The 18,037-nt window shown below is 55.1% G+C and carries 16 protein-coding genes; 8 read left to right on the top strand and 8 right to left on the bottom strand.

Features of this window, described 5'->3' with window-relative positions; all coding sequences use genetic code 11:
• The first annotated feature begins 523 nt into the window (after positions 1 to 523).
• From GX466_04695 to GX466_04705, 3 genes are all read left to right on the top strand, one after another.
• A complete protein-coding gene (locus GX466_04695; GenBank protein NLH93500.1) occupies positions 524 to 2,236 on the top strand; it encodes a long-chain fatty acid--CoA ligase in 1,713 nt (570 codons plus the stop codon).
• A gap of 114 nt (positions 2,237 to 2,350) precedes the next feature.
• A complete protein-coding gene (locus GX466_04700) occupies positions 2,351 to 3,748 on the top strand; it encodes a hypothetical protein (GenBank protein ID NLH93501.1) in 1,398 nt (465 codons plus the stop codon).
• A 39-nt stretch (positions 3,749 to 3,787) separates the two neighbouring features.
• The gene (locus GX466_04705) at positions 3,788 to 4,330 is read left to right on the top strand and encodes a T9SS type A sorting domain-containing protein (protein NLH93502.1); all 543 of its coding nucleotides are present in this window, start codon (positions 3,788 to 3,790) and stop codon (positions 4,328 to 4,330) included.
• A gap of 1 nt (position 4,331) precedes the next feature.
• On the opposite strand, the gene GX466_04710 is transcribed toward GX466_04705, so the two are convergent.
• Both GX466_04710 and GX466_04715 read right to left on the bottom strand, forming a co-directional pair.
• Positions 4,332 to 6,425, bottom strand: a complete 2,094-nt coding sequence (locus GX466_04710; protein ID NLH93503.1) for a TonB-dependent receptor — start codon at positions 6,423 to 6,425, stop codon at positions 4,332 to 4,334.
• A gap of 44 nt (positions 6,426 to 6,469) precedes the next feature.
• Positions 6,470 to 7,246, bottom strand: coding sequence for an ABC transporter ATP-binding protein (locus tag GX466_04715; protein NLH93504.1), 777 nt, complete (start codon positions 7,244 to 7,246; stop codon positions 6,470 to 6,472).
• 130 nt (positions 7,247 to 7,376) lie between these two features.
• Between GX466_04715 and GX466_04720 the strand changes: the two genes are divergently transcribed.
• From GX466_04720 to GX466_04735, 4 genes are all read left to right on the top strand, one after another.
• Positions 7,377 to 7,784, top strand: a complete 408-nt coding sequence (locus GX466_04720; protein NLH93505.1) for an Rrf2 family transcriptional regulator — start codon at positions 7,377 to 7,379, stop codon at positions 7,782 to 7,784.
• The gene (locus GX466_04725) at positions 7,781 to 8,974 is read left to right on the top strand and encodes a cysteine desulfurase (GenBank protein NLH93506.1); all 1,194 of its coding nucleotides are present in this window, start codon (positions 7,781 to 7,783) and stop codon (positions 8,972 to 8,974) included. The genes GX466_04720 and GX466_04725 overlap by 4 nt, the downstream gene beginning before the upstream one ends.
• Entirely contained in the window at positions 8,975 to 9,598 is a 624-nt protein-coding gene (locus GX466_04730; GenBank protein NLH93507.1) for a DUF59 domain-containing protein, read from the top strand.
• 681 nt (positions 9,599 to 10,279) lie between these two features.
• Complete coding sequence (locus GX466_04735; protein ID NLH93508.1) at positions 10,280 to 10,984, top strand: class I SAM-dependent methyltransferase; 705 nt, start codon at positions 10,280 to 10,282, stop codon at positions 10,982 to 10,984.
• 24 nt (positions 10,985 to 11,008) lie between these two features.
• Here the strand turns inward: GX466_04735 and GX466_04740 are convergent, their stop codons facing one another.
• The 6 genes from GX466_04740 to GX466_04765 are packed head-to-tail and all read right to left on the bottom strand — an operon-like array spanning position 11,009 to position 17,151.
• Complete coding sequence (locus GX466_04740; GenBank protein NLH93509.1) at positions 11,009 to 11,788, bottom strand: hypothetical protein; 780 nt, start codon at positions 11,786 to 11,788, stop codon at positions 11,009 to 11,011.
• A complete protein-coding gene (locus tag GX466_04745; GenBank protein NLH93510.1) occupies positions 11,785 to 13,338 on the bottom strand; it encodes a hypothetical protein in 1,554 nt (517 codons plus the stop codon). The genes GX466_04740 and GX466_04745 overlap by 4 nt, the downstream gene beginning before the upstream one ends.
• Positions 13,325 to 14,602 carry an oligosaccharide flippase family protein gene (locus tag GX466_04750; protein NLH93511.1) on the bottom strand — a complete coding sequence of 426 codons (1,278 nt, stop codon included), beginning with the start codon at positions 14,600 to 14,602 and terminating at the stop codon, positions 13,325 to 13,327. Before GX466_04750 ends, GX466_04745 begins: the two co-directional genes overlap by 14 nt.
• 54 nt (positions 14,603 to 14,656) lie before the next feature.
• Positions 14,657 to 15,673 carry a Holliday junction branch migration DNA helicase RuvB gene (gene ruvB / locus GX466_04755; GenBank protein NLH93512.1) on the bottom strand — a complete coding sequence of 339 codons (1,017 nt, stop codon included), beginning with the start codon at positions 15,671 to 15,673 and terminating at the stop codon, positions 14,657 to 14,659.
• A 9-nt stretch (positions 15,674 to 15,682) separates the two neighbouring features.
• The gene (locus GX466_04760) at positions 15,683 to 16,399 is read right to left on the bottom strand and encodes a polyprenol monophosphomannose synthase (protein NLH93513.1); all 717 of its coding nucleotides are present in this window, start codon (positions 16,397 to 16,399) and stop codon (positions 15,683 to 15,685) included.
• The gene (locus GX466_04765; protein ID NLH93514.1) at positions 16,396 to 17,151 is read right to left on the bottom strand and encodes an N-acetyltransferase; all 756 of its coding nucleotides are present in this window, start codon (positions 17,149 to 17,151) and stop codon (positions 16,396 to 16,398) included. Before GX466_04765 ends, GX466_04760 begins: the two co-directional genes overlap by 4 nt.
• An 80-nt stretch (positions 17,152 to 17,231) precedes the next feature.
• Here GX466_04765 and GX466_04770 point away from each other — a divergent pair.
• Positions 17,232 to 18,037, top strand: an 806-nt coding sequence (locus GX466_04770; GenBank protein NLH93515.1) for a tyrosine-type recombinase/integrase, incomplete at its 3' end; no start/stop codon positions are given.

Below are 18,037 nucleotides of genomic sequence, written 5' to 3' on the forward strand. Positions count from 1 at the left end.
GACTGAAATACGAAGATGAAAAACAATGCAATTGGTCGTTTGGCCTTACATAGATAGTGAGTAACGAGGGATATCAGATGCCCTCAAACAACCAGAGAAACAATGAGTTGGAATTTACACCAACATTGGGGACTCAACAGCGTTACCACCGTCCTGCCACAATTTTCTATCTACAGATATCCTCTTTTATCAGTTATTGTATTTTATCCTGAAACAACCTCCACAGGGCGCATGGGGATGTTTTTGGCCAACGCCCAGCTCAGGTTTTGCTCAAGTTTTCACGGAAGGATTAGAAGATATTCTTCCTTGCGGCACAATCTGTTAACCAATTGTATGTCAGGCTGGTGCCACTTCCTTAGCCGTCTTTTCTTCACCCCTTGCTAGCCTCCCGTATTATTCCCCCATGCCATGCGGGTATTATTCGGGAGGCAACTTATAGGCAAAATGGACAGGGCTAAGGACGTATGCGGAAAAACTTAGCTTGACAGGAAATCCCGGTATTCTGGAGGCTGTCGAGATTATGATGAACCCACTGGAAGAAAAAGTGAATCCTCCTTTTGACTTTACCCTGAAAAGCATGATCGACAGGTCCTGTGAACTATACAACCGCAAGCCGGCATTATCAAACGTGGATGGCGAACCCATAACTTATGGCGAAATGCGCAAGCATATCGATGGCCTGGTGCGCATGATGAAAGAGCAAGGCATCGTGAAAGGCGACAGGGTGGCGCTTTTGGGCCAGAATATGCCGAACTGGGGCATTGCCTATCTGGCCATTACCTCCATGGGCGCTGTGGTGGTGCCCATCCTCACGGATTTTCACGTGAACGAAATCCTGAACATTCTGCGCCACTCAGAGGCCAGGATGGTCTTCGTTTCCGGCGCCCATTACGACAAAATCGGCTACGCGGACCTGGACCCCAGGATCACCCTGGTGGCCCTCGACAACTTTGAACTCTTGGAACACAAAGCTCCCAAAGACCTGATCGGCGGCCTTATCTACGAGCCACTTAAACAGTTGCAGAAGCTAAGCAGCCGCGCCCTCAAGGCAGTGGGGCTGTTCGACGGCAAAGTCCACGAGGACGACCTTGCCGCGCTGATCTATACTTCCGGCACCACCGGGTTTTCCAAGGGCGTGATGCTGAGCCACAAAAACCTGGTTCTGGATGCCTGGATCACCACCCAGTTCCAGCCGGTGAAGGTAACAGACCGCCTGCTTTCGGTTTTGCCGCTCTCCCACACCTATGAATGCACGGTGGGGTTCATCATTCCGATGATGTGCGGCGCCTGCATTTACTATCTGGACAAACCGCCCACGGCGCGGGTGCTGGTCCCGGCCATGCAAAAGATCAAGCCCACCATGATCCTCACAGTGCCGCTGATCATCGAAAAGATATTCAAGATGCAGGAGCATCCGCAACTGACAGCCAATCCGCTGTTCCGCAACCTCTACAAAATGCCGCCTACCCGTAAGCTGCTACACAAGCTCGCCGGCAAGAAACTGATGAAGACATTCGGCGGCCAGTTGCATTTCTTCGGCATCGGCGGAGCGCTGCTATCCTGGGAAGTGGAACGCTTTCTGAACGAAGCCGGCTTCCCCTACGCCATCGGCTATGGACTAACGGAAACGGCGCCGCTGATCGCCGGCAGCAATCCCCAGTCCACGCGCTTCCGTTCCACCGGCCATGTATTGGAGCATCTGCAGGTGCGCATTGACAATCCCGACCCCAAAACCCGCATCGGCGAAATCCTTGTGAAGGGTGATTCGGTGATGAAAGGTTATTACAAAGACCCTCAGCGCACAGCGGAAGCCTTCACGGAAGACGGGTTTTTTCGCACCGGCGACCTTGGCATCCTGCGCAAAAACCGCTACCTCTATATCATCGGCCGCACCAAAAACGTGATCGTGGCCGCCTCCGGAGAAAACATCTATCCTGAGGAGGTGGAAAACAAGCTGAATGAACACGAAGCTGTTCTGGAATCCCTGGTGCTGGAAGTGGGCGGACAGCTCACCGCGCGTGTCTTCCTGAACCCCGAATACCTGGAAAAACACTACCATCCGGACAAAACAGGCAGCGTTAACTATCAGAGAAATCTGAACCTTCTCCTGGAAGAGATCAAGACGGCTGCCAACCTCAACCTCTCCGCCTTTTCGCGAATTAAAAAGATAGTCCAACAGCGGGAACCTTTCGAAAAGACGGCTACGCAGAAGATTAAGCGTTTCCTCTATCAGTGAGGCCTGAAAGAGTTTGGAATGTTATTTGCAAAATCAAAACAAGTTATGACCGAGTATGTGCCCGGCCTGTTGGCCCAAACGGAAGTAAGGCAGGGAAGATTCAAAGGAGGATCGATGACACGTACCATTTTATTGATCATGGTGTTGGCTGCCGTGGCTGTCTCACTGGGAGCGGGACCGACCAGCCTGACCCTTGGCGACATCAGTTTTGACCTGAGCGTCCAGGCTGATAAAAGGGTGAACGAATACAGTTATCCGGACCTGGTTTTTACTCCCTCCAGACAGGATTGGCCTGACAGCACGGTGATCGTGTTCTCATCCCCCGAACTGGACCTCAAGGTTAAAGTTTCGCCCGTGAATTCCTATCTTTCCCAAGCCTGGTTTTTCGACGTTCGTGCTGATTTCAAGCAGGAAACCTGGCTTCACGAGCTGATCCTGACCATGGACAATCTCCAGGCTCCGGTGAGCGCGGAGCTGAAAGGCGTGAGAGCCATCCAGAGCCGTGATCCCAGCCTCAACCGCACGATCGGGCCCTTCATGGACAAGGCAGTGGAATTCTCTAACGGGGACGAACGCTTCTGGATCGTGGCTTCCGGCTATGCCGGCTGCGAAGGGGTGGAAGGCCTCAGTGCCAACCAGATCGTGCTCTATGATTACCGCGCCCACTTCTTCCGCCAATTCGACCAGGTCACCCGGCTGAACAGCCTGCTGCGCAACGCCATGTACAAACAGGCTGGGGACTCACACCGCTGGGGCTTCCTGCTCTTTAGCGAAAAACCCCTGCTGCTGGACATAAACCGCTGGCCGGGCGACCGCAAAGCCGCTCTCTGCATCAGCAACGACGCCGACGACGAATCACTTAACCGACTAAAGGCAGTGTTTGAAGGCAGCAACAACCCCGCCAATCCACGTTATTACACCAAAGGCTTTTTCGCCAGAAACATTCCCATCTCCACCACCATCTTCGGTGTGAACCAACCCGCGCTGGGAGACATGTGGAATTTGATTCACGCCAATGGAAACCGCATAGGCTGGCACACTTACACAATGCAGGAGGACCCGCCTGGAAGCAACGAGCAGGCCATCCTTCATGACCTCGCGCACCTGAACATCCGCTGCTGGATCGACCACTCTGTGCCTTTTAACCCCGAAGACATCGCATATAACGGCCTCTATCCGGACAGCCTGCAATTCGTGGGCGATGTGATCAACCAAAGCAACATCGACTACATCTGGCCTGGCGACACCCCACATACAAATCCCTTCAACGCATATGACGAAGCCTGGCGTCTGCCACACCGGGTTTACGAAGCCACTTCCCTAACCAAGCCAGTTTGGTTCTTTGGCCGCACCAGATGCGAGGTTTGGGAGTATCACGGCATCTACAACCCCCTGAGTATGAAATATATGATGACCCCGGACAACCTGGACGCCCTAATCGCCGCACGGGGGCTGCATATCGCCTATACCCACCTCTGCCAGTGGCAATCAGACACCGTCTACAGCTTTTAGCAGGTTTCGCCCACCGGAGACTACGAGATCCGAGACGATGTGGACGACATGCTGCTAATGCTGGACTACTACCGCAACCACAGAGGCCTGTGGATCGCCCCGCTGGAAGACATCTTCGACCGCATGCTCGACATCGAGGAAGTAAATATCACAGCGGTTGAAACAACCCCGCTGGAAAATACTTTCAAAGTCACCATGGCCAGCAACGCGGCGCGGGATCTGCATGAACTCAGCCTGTCATATCAAGACGATGGTTACAGCGTGGACATTTTCACTGCCGGCAGCGAGGAAATCCTTTTTATTTCAGATCATAGCGGGCACGGGGATGTTCCGGAATCCTTATTCAAAGTGAATTACCATGGTGGCCAACTGGTTGTGACCAAATCCTATGACCTGACGGTGGAGCCAATGCTGGTGGAAGTTTATAACATTCGCGGCCAAAAGGTGCTGAGCAAGGATTTCAGCTTCAACCAAACCGAACACGTAATTCCTTTCGCGGACAAGGCTTCAGGTGTCTATCTCGCGCGGTTGAAGCCTTTGAAGGGAACTTCGGTTCTGTTAAAATTCAGTGTGGTGAAATAGCTCAGTCGCTCACGCGGAGGGTGATGCCGCCCAGGAAAGAAATCCCGGGTTGAGGAACATAGGCGTAAACTGAATAGCTGCGGTTTAGGACGTTGCGAACGCTGAAATGGGGAGAAAGGGTCCAACCCCGTAGTTCTATGTTCACCGCCGTACCCAGATCCAGCAGGTCGTAACCGGGCAGGGGCGAAGAAAGATTGTCCGGAGTTGTAAACTGCTCCCCCGTAAACCGGTAGGAGCTCCAAAAATTGAACCTCGGCCAGTTCAGGTCCAGTTTTAAAGTATAGCTCAGCTCCGGCGTGTACATCAGCCGCGGAGCGCTGTCGGGTGATTCTGTGCTGAGGTCGAGGGCATTGGTTATCAGCGCAGCCCCGGATAGATTCAGCCACTCCAGCGGTTCCCATCCGGCTTCGAGTTCGAGGTTGCGAATCCTCGCCCGACCGATGTTCAGGGGTTTCCAGACGTTGCCGAACATCTGCACCTGACGCCACTGGATGAGGCTGTCGATGGTGTTGTGATGCCAGGTGGCGCGTAAGTTGAAGGCGCCCAGACGGTTGTCCAGCCAAAGCTGCCATCCTTTCGACCTCTCACTGGCAAGGTTCGGATTGCCGATGGGCTGCGAATCGCCCTTCCAATACAGATCATAGGGCGAGGGCAGGGCGAAGGATGTACCCAAAGTCCCACCCAGCGTACTTTCTACATAACCGAAGCGTTTTACGCTGCCCTCCAGACGCCAGCTTAGGTTGTCTGTCGAGCTGGCGTGGTCATAACGCAGAGCTCCAGCGCCGTTGCAGGCTATGTCACCAAGATCGAGTTCCATCGCGCTCTTCAGGCTGGCATTGGCAAAACCGGAGCGGTGGTCAAGGTCGTTGGCCGGATGCAGCAAATTTTGGTTCTGATAACGCTCAGAACCCAGTTCCGCGGCCAGTCCCGCAGTCAGCTTCAAACCTGCGGTGAGGTTAAATTCCTTGCCCAGGCTGCCCCTAAGGCCTGTGTTGAGAAGCTGTTGCCTGTATTGGGAGAGGAAAACCGGCAGGGGAGCCTGGGTGTTGTCATACAGGGTGCCGTCATGGTTCATCCAAGCCAGCAAATCGGCTTTCAAACCCAGCAGCAGTGAACTAAGAGTGAAGCGGTTTCGATTGGTGTAACCCTCTAAAAATGCATAGCGATAGACATCCGAAAAATTCACCGTTCCCGGAAGTTGCCGGTGGAAGGACACGTAGTCGCTCTGGAGGCTGAGCCGGGCTTGGTTGAAGGAGGTGGAAAGCGAGGCGGAAAGGGAGTTTTGGCGCTTGGCGTTGTTTTCGCGGATGAAAAGGCTGTCCGGTGCCCACCAGTCCGGCATTTTGTAGGGAAAATCGTTGTCCGTGTCCAGATGCGAGGCGTTTATCCTCAGATCCCAGTTCCTGTATGAGGTGCCAAAAGCCAGCGTGGTCTGGGCGTGACCGAAAGAACCGAGTTCCGTGCCTAGGGAAAAGTCTGACCTGCCCGTGTTCCGACCCTGTCTGGAGCGAATGTTCAAAATTCCGCCAATAGCGGAGCCGCCGCCATAGACGGAGGCGTTGTTTTTGATCAGTTCGATCGATTCGATGTTCTCCGCGTCGATCAGGGAAAGGTCATAACTTTCGCCATCGGGGTTGAGGGCCACGCCATCCAGAATGATCAGGCTGTGGCGTGGCAGATTGCCCAAAATGGAGATGCCCTGATTTTCCCCGGCCAGGCGCACGTCACCGGAATGGGTTGAAGCGCTTGATGTTAGCACATCCCCAGCCAGGTAATAATGCCGGTCAGGGTCCACGGGCAAAGCCACCCTGTCCACCGGCGGCGAGAAGATGTCCCAGGCGCTTTCGCTGACGATTATCTTGGGCAATACCACCGGCTCCGGCTTCAACGTGACTCGCTTTCCCACTTTCGCCACCGCCAGGGTCCGGGACTGGTAGCCCAAACGGTTAAAAGACAGAGAATCCGCCTTCGTGGAGATTCTGAACATTCCGTCTTCGGAGCTGTAAATCTGTATCAGGCCGTCTGATATAAGCACCGAGGAAATGCCTTTCCCGGAAGGGTTGACGACTTGGCCCTCGATCACAGCCGAGTTCAAACCCGTCACCATCACAAGTAAAAGGAGAGGAAATAGAATTCTTTTCATAATGAGTTAGGATATAAGAGGTTGGGTTTGCCGCTGGCCGGGTTGAGCATGGTCTGTAGTTCCATGCCAAACAGCTCTCGCAGCAGCTCCGGGCGCATCATTTCCTCCGGGGTTCCGCTGCCCAGCACTTTCCCCCGGGCCAGAAAGACCATTCGGTCGGCAAAATTGGCTCCCAGATTGAGGTTGTGGGAGATGAGCAAAATGCCTTTTCCGTTGTCGCGAACAATCCGCTGCAGCAAGGCCATGATCTCCACCTGGTGGTTGATGTCCAGTTGGGAAAGAGTCTCGTCCAGAAAAATGTAAGGCGTATTCTGTGCCAGCGCCCGGGCGATCAGCACCCGCTGTTTTTCGCCGCCGCTGAGCAGGGAATAGAATCTGTCGGCCAAATCACTCAGTTGCAATTGCTCCAGCACCTCCTCCACAGCCTCCAGATCAGCCGGAAGCCAGCTCTGCATAAGGCCCAGATAGGGATAGCGTCCCATCAGCACGATGTCACGCACCGGATAATCGAACTGAAACACGCTTTCCTGCGGCACGAAAGCGATCAGACGGGCCAGCTCGGAACGCTTGTAAGCATTGAGAAGCTTGCCCTGGAGGCGTATTTCGCCTTCCAGCGCCGGAAGAAACCCCAGCAGCGCGTAAACCAAGGTAGATTTCCCCGCACCGTTTGGCCCCACCAAAACCGTGAACTCATCGCCCGCCAGGCTCAGGTCCAGTTCCCTGAGCACCATCTTGTCATCGTAGGCGCAGCCAAGCTTTGTTACTTCGATCATATCATCTTCCAAAGCCAGTTTCTGCCGGAGGCTAATTCTGTCAATGGCGGAGAAAAGCCCGGGGATTTTCCTTGCCTTGGATAGCCTAGCAAATTACTATATGTTTAGAAGAACATGCCAAGGAGAAAAAATGGCCGTTAGCACAAGGACAGAATATGCTCTGAGGGCCTTGCTGGAGATTCCTGCCAAATCCAGCGTTTCCGCGAATCTGATTTGCGAACGCCAGCAGTTGCCCAAAAAGTATGTGGAGCATTTGCTTAGAGCGCTCAAAAAGGCTGGACTGATCGCCAGCAGCCATGGATCGCGCGGCGGCTACACCCTGGCCCGACCGGCAGGCCAGATAAACCTTTACGACATAATGAAAGCCGTGAAAGACCGCAATCTGGAACTGGACTGCGGTATGGGCAAGCAGTTCTGTTTGGGGGATGACTGCACCCTGCAGCCGCTGTTCAGCGATCTGGCAGCCAGGCAGCGCGACCTGTTCAGGAAATACAGTCTGTCCCGCATCGCCAAAATCTTCAAACAGGAGAAAGAATGAATCCCGGAAAGATATATCTTGATAATTGCGTAACCACACCACTGGCTCCGGAAGTTTTGGAAGCCATGCGTCCTTACTTCAGTGAGCGATTCTGGTATCCATCCCCCTTTGTCAGCACCGGCGAGGCCACCAGCTCGGCGCTTTCGGGATGGCATGAAGCGATAGCCAAAACCCTGAACGCCACCGGTCCCGAGATTCATTTCACCTCCGGCGGCACTATGGCCAACAACATTGCCATCAAAGGCCTGGCCTGGGCTCACAGCTCTGCCGGCAAACACGCCATTGTTTCCGTGGTGGATTATCCGGACCTGCTCACCAACGCCGCCTGGCTGGAAAAACAGGGCTTCGAAGTGACCTATCTGGAGCCGGATTCCGAAGGCCTGGTCAGCGCGGACAAACTGAAAGCGGCCATCCGTCCGGATACCATCCTCTTTTTGAGCACTATCGTGAACCACGTTGTGGGCACCATCCAGCCCATCGAAGCCTACGGCAGGGTACTGGCGGAAGCCGGGCACCGGATATTCTGGCATGCCGATGCCGGACAGGCCTATGGCAAGCTGCCTCTGGACGTTAGAGCCCTGGGCGTGGACACCCTCAGCATTTCAGCGCACAAAATCCACGGTCCGCAGGGCATTGGCGCCCTCTACGTGAAAAGCGGCATCAAACTGGCCCAGGTCATCCACGGCGTGAACCGCCTCGATCCTCTACAGACCGGAGGCCTGAGCCTGGCTTTGATCGCCGGGTTTGTGAAAGCCGCCGAACTTACTTTCGCCGATCTGGACGCCACCACAAACAAACTCAGAGAGCTTTCTGACCATCTGTTGCGGCGTTTGGAAACCACCATCCCGGAGATAGAGCTGAACGGCCCCCGCGGCGAAGGGCGCGCCTGCCACAACATCAATGTCTCCATTGCCTACATCGAGGGCGAGGCCATCACCATGATGCTGGACATGCAGGGCATCACGGTTGCCACAGGTTCAGCCTGCGCGTCCCAGGGCCTGAAAGCCAGCTATGTGCTTATGGCAATGGGCAGAAACCACGTGCAGTCACATGGTTCAATGAAATTCACCCTATCCAGATACAACACCAAAGAGGAAATCGATTTCGCGGTGGAACGCCTTGCCGAAATCACGGCCTCGCTGCGCCAGCGCAGTCCCCTCTACCGCTCAACCCATCCCGAGGAGAAATAAATGCAATATTCACAGAAGGTTCTGGACCACTTCATGCGCCCCCGCAACGTTGGTAAAATGGAAGACCCGGACGCCCAGGCCACTGAGGGCAGCCCGGCTTGCGGCGACCAGGTTACGGTTTATCTGAAGATAGATGAAAAATCCAAAACGATAGAAGACATTAGTTTCCTTTCCTACGGCTGCGCCTCCAACATTGCCACCGCGTCCATCATCACAGAACTCGCCAAAGGCAAAACCCTCGATGAAGCGAAAAAATTAAGCTGGCGCGACGCCATGGAAGCCTTGGACGGCCTGCCGCCGGTGAAGGTCCATTGTTCTGTGCTGGCAGCCGACACACTGCAAACCGCCATCTCGAACTACGAAATCGCCCACGGCCTCAAGGAAGTTCCCAACTTTGGCAAAGACACCATCGTCGAAGAGCTCAAAAAGATCATCTACCCCCAGGTGGGAGAGGACATAGTTTCCCTCAAAATGGTCAAATACGTCGGCTTCGACAACGGCGATGTGCTCATCGACATGAACATGATGAGTTTCGACGAATGGCGCGAAAACGTTGCCGAGGAGATTCGCGAGCATCTGAGTAAGTATCCGGAAGTTAAGAACATCCAGATAAACTTCCCCTGATCCATTTCTATTATAAGAGCCAGGCGGGATCACCATCCCTTTGCGGATGGAGGTCCCGCCGTTTGTTTATGCTCTCTTTCAAATCTGGCTGTTGGTAGAAGGAGACGTCGACCTTCCACTCAGCCTGAAGTCCAGCAAGCCTGCGAGCTTGGACTACAGGAGCTATTGCTGCCGTCGATGCTCGTTCCTCGCTCGACGCCAGCATATAGCCGTGTAGAAGCGATGCCGACCGGCCGTTAAGGCGCTTTCCTATTTCCCAGTCGCGCCACCCGCATGATGCCCGCATTTGATGCGAGGATCATACGGGAGGCGTGGGAGAGGGATAAACGAAGGCGCTAAGGGTGTGGCTGGCAGGACAGCGCTGCGGGCGGGCAATTAGGGCTATCTTTCAAATCAAGTGAGCGCTGTGCTCGACCCAAAAAAGCCCGGAGGGATTTGCCCACTCTAATTGAAAATGAGCCGAAAAGTAAATCATTTCTTCAGCTATCGTGCTGTTGAATAAGGATAATACGAGTCCGGTTGAATATTTTCCTTGACCGCACCACCAATCGTCGGCAGGCTACATCCAGCTTGAAAATCATGCAAGACTCAACCGGGAAAGTACCCGAGCCAGCCTGAGGTAGTTCCAGCAACCTGAGGCTAGCTGAACAATGAACGCAACACCTTTATAGGGAACAAAATATGGACTACAAGGAACATTACCGCCAGGACGCTCTGGTTTTCGATTATTTTCGCCGCGAAAGACTCACCCCGGGGGAAATCCGCAGGACACAGTACACCCTTTCGCTATGCGAGATCAGACCGGGGATGCGTGTTTTGGATGTGGGCAGCGGCAGGGGCTGGTTCAGTCTGGCTGCGGCAAAGCTGGGGGCAGAGGTGACCGCTTTGGACCTCAGCGAGGAAAACCTGGACAGAATAAAGAGGGAACACCCATCAATCAGAATAGTTTGCGCTGACGCCTGTGCGATCCCGGACATAGGAAAATTCGACCTCATCGTTGCCCTGGAGGTGCTGGAACATCTGGTTGAGCCGGAATTGGCTCTGCGCAGCATCCTGGAAAGGCTCAGTCCGGACGGAACGCTTTTGGTGACAGTGCCTTACAAAGAAGTTATCCGCTATTCGCTCTGCATCCACTGCAACAAAAAAACTCCCATGAACGCGCATCTGCACAGCTTCGACCGGGAATCCTTGAGTGCCTTGCTGGTGAAAAGCGGCTTCCGGACGAAGGCAACGAAACGCTTTTACCACAGGGCCTTGGAGCTTTTCAAAATCAATGCCCTCTGTCGCCGGTTTCCCCTGGGCCTGTGGAAAATCCTGGACCGGCTGGCGGGAATCTCAGGCGACAGATACAGCTATCTGGCCATCAGGGCAAGGGCTTCCAAATAGCTTGCCAGATATTCCGGAGAACTTTCACCACCTGAGTTTGCGGTAGTTCTCCCTAAGATCGGAAAACAGGTTGCCAACCGGGTCAGCCACCCACCAGCGGGGATGGGTCAAAAGCAGGAATCCCTCCCTGTGGCCAATATAATCCAAAGGCGGGGCGGGATGGTAGTTCTGGGGAACTGGCTTGTCGCTCACATGGTTGCTGTATCTGGCCATCAGGTCTTCATCGTAGGCCTCATACAGAATGCCCATGTCGCGGCGCAACTGCCCATCTTTCAGCACCATGCGGTTGCCCAGGCCCAACACGGGATAGGTGAAATCACCGTGAGCAGCTACTGAATCCAACTCAAAACCGACCGTCTGCCGCAGCCTGGCCAGGTTTTCCGAAAACTCTTTTCGTATCTGCGGAAGGGCGTCCAACACTTCCTGTTTATGCTTCAGATGATGCCGCACCGCATAAGCCGTCAGTTCCTCCGTGTGGTAGCCGACCTCATGCCCCCGTCTGTGCAGAATGCTCATGACGCGGGGCCGCCAAGTTCTTTGCCGGAAGAAATAACTGGCCCGGATGCCAAACCTCTCTTCCGCTTCGGCGAAACGCAAAGCAGCGGCGGGATGTGAATCGATGTCGTGGCGCAGGATCAGAAATGGCTCCCGCGCCTCAGATCCAGCCAACAGAAAGCCTTTAAGGGTATAAAATGAGTATCCTTCCCGACGCGCGGCTTCAAGGATATCGCGGTATTCAGCCAGATTATGAGGTGGCCGCAGGAGGTTGGGCGGCTTGTAGCGCAAGCGGGAAAGGAAACTCAATCCAGCCTTCCGGACAGCAACTCGCGCAGGTAATACAAGGCCTGGATTCCGTTGATCTTGGCGCTGAGAATGGTGAGATTCTGGTTCACAAAATCGGGATAGTTAAGATTGGGGGCGAACAAAGATGAAACCCGCGTATTCAGATAATCGTGGCGGTTGCGGTAATCAAGTATGCGCCCATAAACGGGGTCCATGATGTTGCCCACCTGCATGCGGACATATTTGTCCCTCAGCCTTTGTGGGAGAGGCTTGCCATGGTAAGCAGGCACAGGCACGGTCTGGTATTTGGCCAGATATTGGAGGTAAAATCCACGGCCTATTCTCAGCTTGAGGGGCACCCGGCTCCATAAGTCCAGGTATTCCCGATCAAAAAAGGGCAGACGCCAATCGTAGCCAAAGAATTCATAGACCCGGACGCAGTTAACTATGAACTTCGCCTGTCGCTGCCGCCAGTCCCATTCATCAAAAAGAGACGCCGCGATCTCTGCCTTGACCAGTTCGGGAATCTGTAGATAGCTTTTGATCCTCTCGGCAAACATAGCGTTGAGACGGTCGTTGGAACAGTGCCAAAGATCATAATGCTGCCTGTAGATCGCCTCCAGCAATTCATGGTTCGCCAGTTCCGCTTTGTTGCCAAAGACCTGCGGCAGTTTGGTGCCCTGGGGAAAATCACCGCTATAACCCGGAACGATGATGGCATCGTCGGGTATGAGACCCGATTCCTTCAATTTTTGCACAGCCAGCCAGTCCTGAACGTGGGGCGAGGAACAAAGATGGGTTGAAAAGCGGAAATAGCTCCGCATTTCCTCGGATTGGAATGCCTTGTACCACATCAAGCGGTTTTGCTCGACTATGTGCCAGGGGAAATTGAGGAATTTAGCCACCTTGCGGGAAGTGGCGCATTCGCCGTGGAGCCTTGATCCGTAGGTGAAACAGACCACCTTGGGATAGCCGATGCGCTTGAGCATGACAGCGATCTGCCGTGAATCGTAACCACCGCTGAGCGGAATCACCAGAGTGCGGTCTTGAGCACTTTCCGCCAGTCGAAGGATGATGTTTTCCAGCATCCGGTCAAGCTGTTCCAATGACGGTTCAGGCTCTCCAAAGACATGCTGGTAGCGATAATAATCCTTGATCCTTAGCGTGGCCGTGGGTTTGTGCCAAATGAGGTACTGTCCTGCCTCGAGCTGCTTTATCTCCTTGAAAAGGGTGTTATTCAGGCAGGTATAGCCGACCAGCAGGAATTCTGGCAGGGCGTTTTCGTCCAAAGCCGGTTTGCCCAGGATGGAACGCAATTCGAAGGCGTCCGGCCCGATCAGCAACTGGTTGTTCTGTTCGGCAAAGAAGAGGGGTAAGGAACGGACCCGGTCAACCGCGGCCAGGATATAGTCGCCGCGTTCTATAATGATTCGGAAATGGCCATTCAGCCTGACCAGGACGCGCACAAAATCTTCTGGCCCGCATTCAAGTGGAAATAACTCCGCCGGCAATTGGTCGTAAAAAACTCCACCCTGCCAGACCTGTCCCTGCAAGAGGTCAGCTTGGCTCATCGTTTCTCCAAAAACCGCGTATATCGGCTGCTTTAAGGATCAGCAATTCCCGGAGGCTGAATTTTTCGCGGAACAGGAACAGCCCCAGATAGAACAGCGCGTAAGCCAGATAGGAAACAGTGGAGGCGATGGCAGCCCCTCCGATGCCTTTCAGCGGGATCAGGATGAAGTTGAGCACGACGTTCAGAGCCAGGGTCAGGAAGGTGGCAGCAAGATGGAAGCCCGGCTTGCCCTGGGTGAAGAAATGCGGCGCCGCGACCTTGGCCAGGGAAGCGAAGACCACGCCCACCAGCAGGACCACAGTGCTATACACAGCCCCGGCATAGGCCTGGCCGTAGAAAAGCGGTATCAGCAGGCTGCAGGGGATGCCGATGGCGGCCAGGACAACACAGACATAGAGGTTCAGCTTGAAGGTCTGGGCCATTACCCGTCGCGCGGCGGCGGGATCGTCTGTATTGTAAAGCCTTCCCAGCAGTGCTGGTGTGATGCTGATGGGGATCAGAAACATCAGTTCCGCCAGGTTCACAGCCACTGTATAGACACCCAGTTCACTCACACCCAGTATGTGCTTGATCATGATCTGGTCCACCCGGTAGTGGAGAAAGGCAAAAACCGCCCCCAGCCAAAGGATGCCCCCATAGGCGTATTCTGCCTTAAGCAGATTCAGGTCGAATGCCGGCCGGAAACTCTGTTTCAGCCCCGCTCTCAGGAACACCGCGTTCAAGAGCATGGACAGAACTGTCACCCCGAAAAAGCTGGCCGGAGTCAACCAACCCAGCAGCCAGAACAGAAGGATGGCGGCGCTTTTGATGAAAAACACTATGATGATGCTTTTATTGCTTTCGAGAATGCGCTCGTCACTGATATACCATGAATGGAAGCAGGAGAAATACAGATCGGCAGTCACAAAGACGATCCCGCCGAAGATATAGAGGTAATTGTAGCCAGTCAGGGCCAGTCCTGTTGCGCGCAAAAGCAGCACAACCGCGCCGATAGCCAGGGACAGCAGGCTGAGAGCGGTCAGGTTGACATTGAAAAGATGCCCGGTATCCAGCTTGCCGCGTTTCTTGAAGTACATCACGGCGTTGTTGAGCCCCAGGCTACCGTAATCCCCCAGCAAGGTGAAGATGAGGATGATATAGGCCACCTGACCCTGCCCCCGCGGGCCCAAAACCCGCGCCACTACAATGCCGGTAAGGGCTCCGACCAGCACCCTCAGGACCTGGTTGGTAAGATTGCTGGTAATATTAGCCTTATATCCCATGGTTTCAATGGGTTGCGGACTGCGCCGGTCTCAGCTTACGGCTTCCCGCAAGGTTCAGAAGATCTCCGGCTGGTAATCAGAGGGTTTCACACCCAGGTGCTTATAAGCCTTGAAGGTGGCCTTGCGGCCTTGGGGCGTGCGTTCCAGAAAGCCCTGCTGCACCAGGTAGGGCTCAAATATCTCCTCGATGGTGCCGGCATCCTCACCCACCGCTGTGGCCAGGGTTTTGAGGCCGACAGGTCCGCCGCGGTAGTTTTCCATGATGGTGAAGAGCAGGCGCTTGTCCATCTCGTCCAGGCCGGCGTGGTCAACCTGCAGCATCTCCAGGGCTTTCAGCGCTATGTCCAGAGTGATCACGCCATCGCCCATGATCTGGGCAAAATCCCTCACTCGGCGCAGCAGGCGGTTGGCGATGCGCGGCGTGCCGCGGCTGCGGCGGGCCAGTTCAGCCACGCCTTCAGGATCGGCCGGTACCTCCAGGATACGGGCGGAGCGCTGGATGATCCTGGAGATGGAATCAAAATCGTAATAATCCAGCCTCAGCACGATGCCAAAGCGGTCGCGCAGAGGCGGGGTGAGCAGTCCGGCGCGGGTGGTGGCACCGATAAGGGTGAAGGGTTCCACGCTGATGCGCCAGGTGCGGGCGCTGGGGCCGCTGTCCAGGATGATTTCCATCTGGAAATCCTCCATGGCGGGGTAGATGTATTCCTCGATCACGTGGCTGAGGCGGTGGATTTCGTCGATGAAAAGCACTTCGTGGCGCTGGAGGTTGGTAAGGATGCCGGCCAGGTCGCCCGGTTTTTCCATCACCGGGCCGCTGCTGACGGTGATCTCAACCCCCAGTTCACGCGCGATGATGCTGGCCAGAGTGGTTTTGCCCAGGCCGGGCGGGCCGTAGAAAAGCACGTGGTCCAGCGGTTCCTTGCGCAGCCTGGCAGCTTTGATGGAGATGTCCAGAAGCTGTTTGAGTTGGTTTTGGCCGATAAATTCGTTGAGGGTGCGCGGGCGCAACGCGCGGTCAAACTCTGTGTCCTCCGGTCGTTCCAGAGGCGTGTTTATCCTTTCCAGCATGGACTTTCCCTAGCGAAGCTTACCCAGCAGGCGCAGGAAATGCAGCCTCCAAACCATCCAGGCGGCCTCCCAAACGATGTTGCGGCTCATTTTGGATACTCCGTCCACGCGTTCTGTGAAGATGATCGGTATCTCCTGGATGCGGAAGCCCTTAACCCAGGCGCGGAAGTTCATTTCGATCTGGAAGGCATAGCCGTCGGAGAGGATACTGTCCAGGTCGATGGCTTCCAACACTCTGCGGTTGAAGCACTTGAAGCCGCCCGTGGGGTCCTTTACCGGCATCCTGGTGATGAGCCGCACGTATTTGGAGGCGAAATAGCTGATCAGCAGGCGCTTGAAAGGCCAGTTGATGATGTTCACGCCATGACAGTAGCGCGAGCCGATCACCAGGTCCTTTTTGGCGGCCGCTTCCAGCAGACGGGGCAGGTCGTCCGGGTTGTGGGAAAAATCGGCATCCATCTCCAAAACGTAGTCGTAGCCTTCTTTGAGGGCATACTTGAAGCCGGTGACATAGGCAGAGCCAAGCCCCATTTTGCGGGGCCGTTCGATCAGGTGGACCCGCGGTTCGGTGGCCATTATTCCTTTCACGGCGGCGGCGGTTCCGTCCGGGGAATTGTCGTCCATCACCAGGATGTGCAGGTCTGGCGATTGTTTCAGCGCCGCGGGTATGATTTTGGCGATGTTGTCGATCTCGTTGTAAGTGGGAATGATCAGTAAGGCTTTCATGACTTGTCCAGGTTATTTTTTAAAAGCTGTTCCTCCGGCACTTCACGCAGGGGTTTGGCCGGACTGCCCAGCACGATCATGCCAGCGGGCACATCGCGCGAAATCACCGCCCCGCCGGCCACACAGGCATCTTCAGCCAGCACTTTTCCGGGCAGGATGGTGGCGTTAACGCCGATTCGGGCACCGCGTTCGAGCGTTACGCCCTTGAAATGTTTGAACCGCTCCGGATCGCGGGCCATATAGTTGTCGTTGCTGGTGGCCACGCAGGGCGCCACGAAACAGTAATCATCTATCTGTGAGTAGGCCGTGATGTAGCAGTTGGTCTCAAATTTGTTGCGGCTGCCGATGGTGACGAAGTTTTCGATGGACACGCCGCGGCCGATGATGTTCAGTTCTCCGATCACCACGTTTTCGCGCAGGGTGGCCAGGTCCGCGATCAGGTTGCGCGGGCCGATCTTGCACTGCATATAGATCACGACGTTGGCCCCGATCTGGCAGCCGTCGCCGATTACTGTGGGCTTGAGGCCCTCGGGCAGCTTGAAGATGCTGCGCGGCGAGGAAAGCGGCGCTTTGCCGATGATGGTGTTGTCATCGATGCGCACATTGTTTCCGATATCACAGCCGGCGTGGATCACCACGTTGTGCCCGATCAGGCAGTTTTCCCCGATCCGGACGTCGTCCAAAATGACCGCGTTCACGCCCAAAACCGTGTTGGCGCCTATTTTTGCGCTGCTGGCGATATGCTGATTCATCAAACCTCCTTGGCTAAGTGCTATTTTTTTCTCGACAAGTTATCAGGCAAGCAAAAAATGATCTGCATGGTATTTAAATAATGGAAAAAGAACTACAAAGCTACCTGGAATTCCTGCGGGCGGAGGGAAAATCCACCTGCACGGTCACGGCTTACGGCAGCGACCTGCGCCAGTTTCTGGGCTACGTGACGAGGTTTTTCCCCGGCGAGCCGGTGGCCGCGGAACTGAGCGTGCAGATGATCCGCGACTGGCTGCGCGAGCTGCATGACAGCCGGGTTGGAAACCGCAGCCTGGCCCGCAAAGCCGCAGCCCTGAAAAGTTTCTTCCTCTGGCTGAAACTTACCGGCAAAATCTCGGAAAATCCCATGGACAAGGTCAAGCGCCCCAAATTTGAAAAAGCCCTGCCCCATTTCTTCACCGAGGAGGAAATTCTGACCCTGCTCCGCATCCCCGATCTGGACAGCGTTTACGGCGTTCGCAACCGCGCCATCCTGGAACTGCTCTACTCCAGCGGACTGCGTATCTCTGAACTGGCAGAACTCCGCCTGGTCGATATCGACCTTAAACGACGGCTGCTGAGAGTTTTCGGCAAAGGAAGCAAGGAACGCCTCGTGCCCTTTGGCTCCGAAGCCGCGGAGACCATCCGGGCTTGGCTGCCCCTGCGGGAAAAACTGCTCCGGCCGGAAAGCTCAGACAGGGTTTTCCTCACCAAAAGCGGAAAAGATTTCGACGGACGCCAGCTCTATGCCATTCTGGGCCGGTATTTCCGCCTCGTGGCACAAAAAAAGGGATACTCGCCCCACACTCTGCGCCACAGCTTTGCCACCCATCTGCTCAACCGCGGAGCAGACCTCCGCGCCGTGCAGGAAATGCTCGGCCACGCCAA

Source organism: Candidatus Cloacimonadota bacterium (genome assembly GCA_012516855.1).
In the GTDB taxonomy this organism is placed as follows: Bacteria; Cloacimonadota; Cloacimonadia; order Cloacimonadales; family Cloacimonadaceae; genus Syntrophosphaera.

What these genes read in the sequence shown, in the direction of transcription:
- GX466_04760 (NLH93513.1), bottom strand. Translation starts at nt 16,399, where the DNA reads ATGAAAGCCTTACTGATCATTCCCACTTACAACGAGATCGACAACATC.
- GX466_04720 (NLH93505.1), top strand. Translation starts at nt 7,377, where the DNA reads ATGGCCGTTAGCACAAGGACAGAATATGCTCTGAGGGCCTTGCTGGAG.
- GX466_04750 (NLH93511.1), bottom strand. Translation starts at nt 14,602, where the DNA reads ATGGGATATAAGGCTAATATTACCAGCAATCTTACCAACCAGGTCCTG.
- GX466_04765 (NLH93514.1), bottom strand. Translation starts at nt 17,151, where the DNA reads ATGAATCAGCATATCGCCAGCAGCGCAAAAATAGGCGCCAACACGGTT.
- GX466_04730 (NLH93507.1), top strand. Translation starts at nt 8,975, where the DNA reads ATGCAATATTCACAGAAGGTTCTGGACCACTTCATGCGCCCCCGCAAC.
- ruvB (NLH93512.1), bottom strand. Translation starts at nt 15,673, where the DNA reads ATGCTGGAAAGGATAAACACGCCTCTGGAACGACCGGAGGACACAGAG.
- GX466_04700 (NLH93501.1), top strand. Translation starts at nt 2,351, where the DNA reads ATGACACGTACCATTTTATTGATCATGGTGTTGGCTGCCGTGGCTGTC.
- GX466_04725 (NLH93506.1), top strand. Translation starts at nt 7,781, where the DNA reads ATGAATCCCGGAAAGATATATCTTGATAATTGCGTAACCACACCACTG.
- GX466_04745 (NLH93510.1), bottom strand. Translation starts at nt 13,338, where the DNA reads ATGAGCCAAGCTGACCTCTTGCAGGGACAGGTCTGGCAGGGTGGAGTT.
- GX466_04735 (NLH93508.1), top strand. Translation starts at nt 10,280, where the DNA reads ATGGACTACAAGGAACATTACCGCCAGGACGCTCTGGTTTTCGATTAT.
- GX466_04695 (NLH93500.1), top strand. Translation starts at nt 524, where the DNA reads ATGAACCCACTGGAAGAAAAAGTGAATCCTCCTTTTGACTTTACCCTG.
- GX466_04715 (NLH93504.1), bottom strand. Translation starts at nt 7,246, where the DNA reads ATGATCGAAGTAACAAAGCTTGGCTGCGCCTACGATGACAAGATGGTG.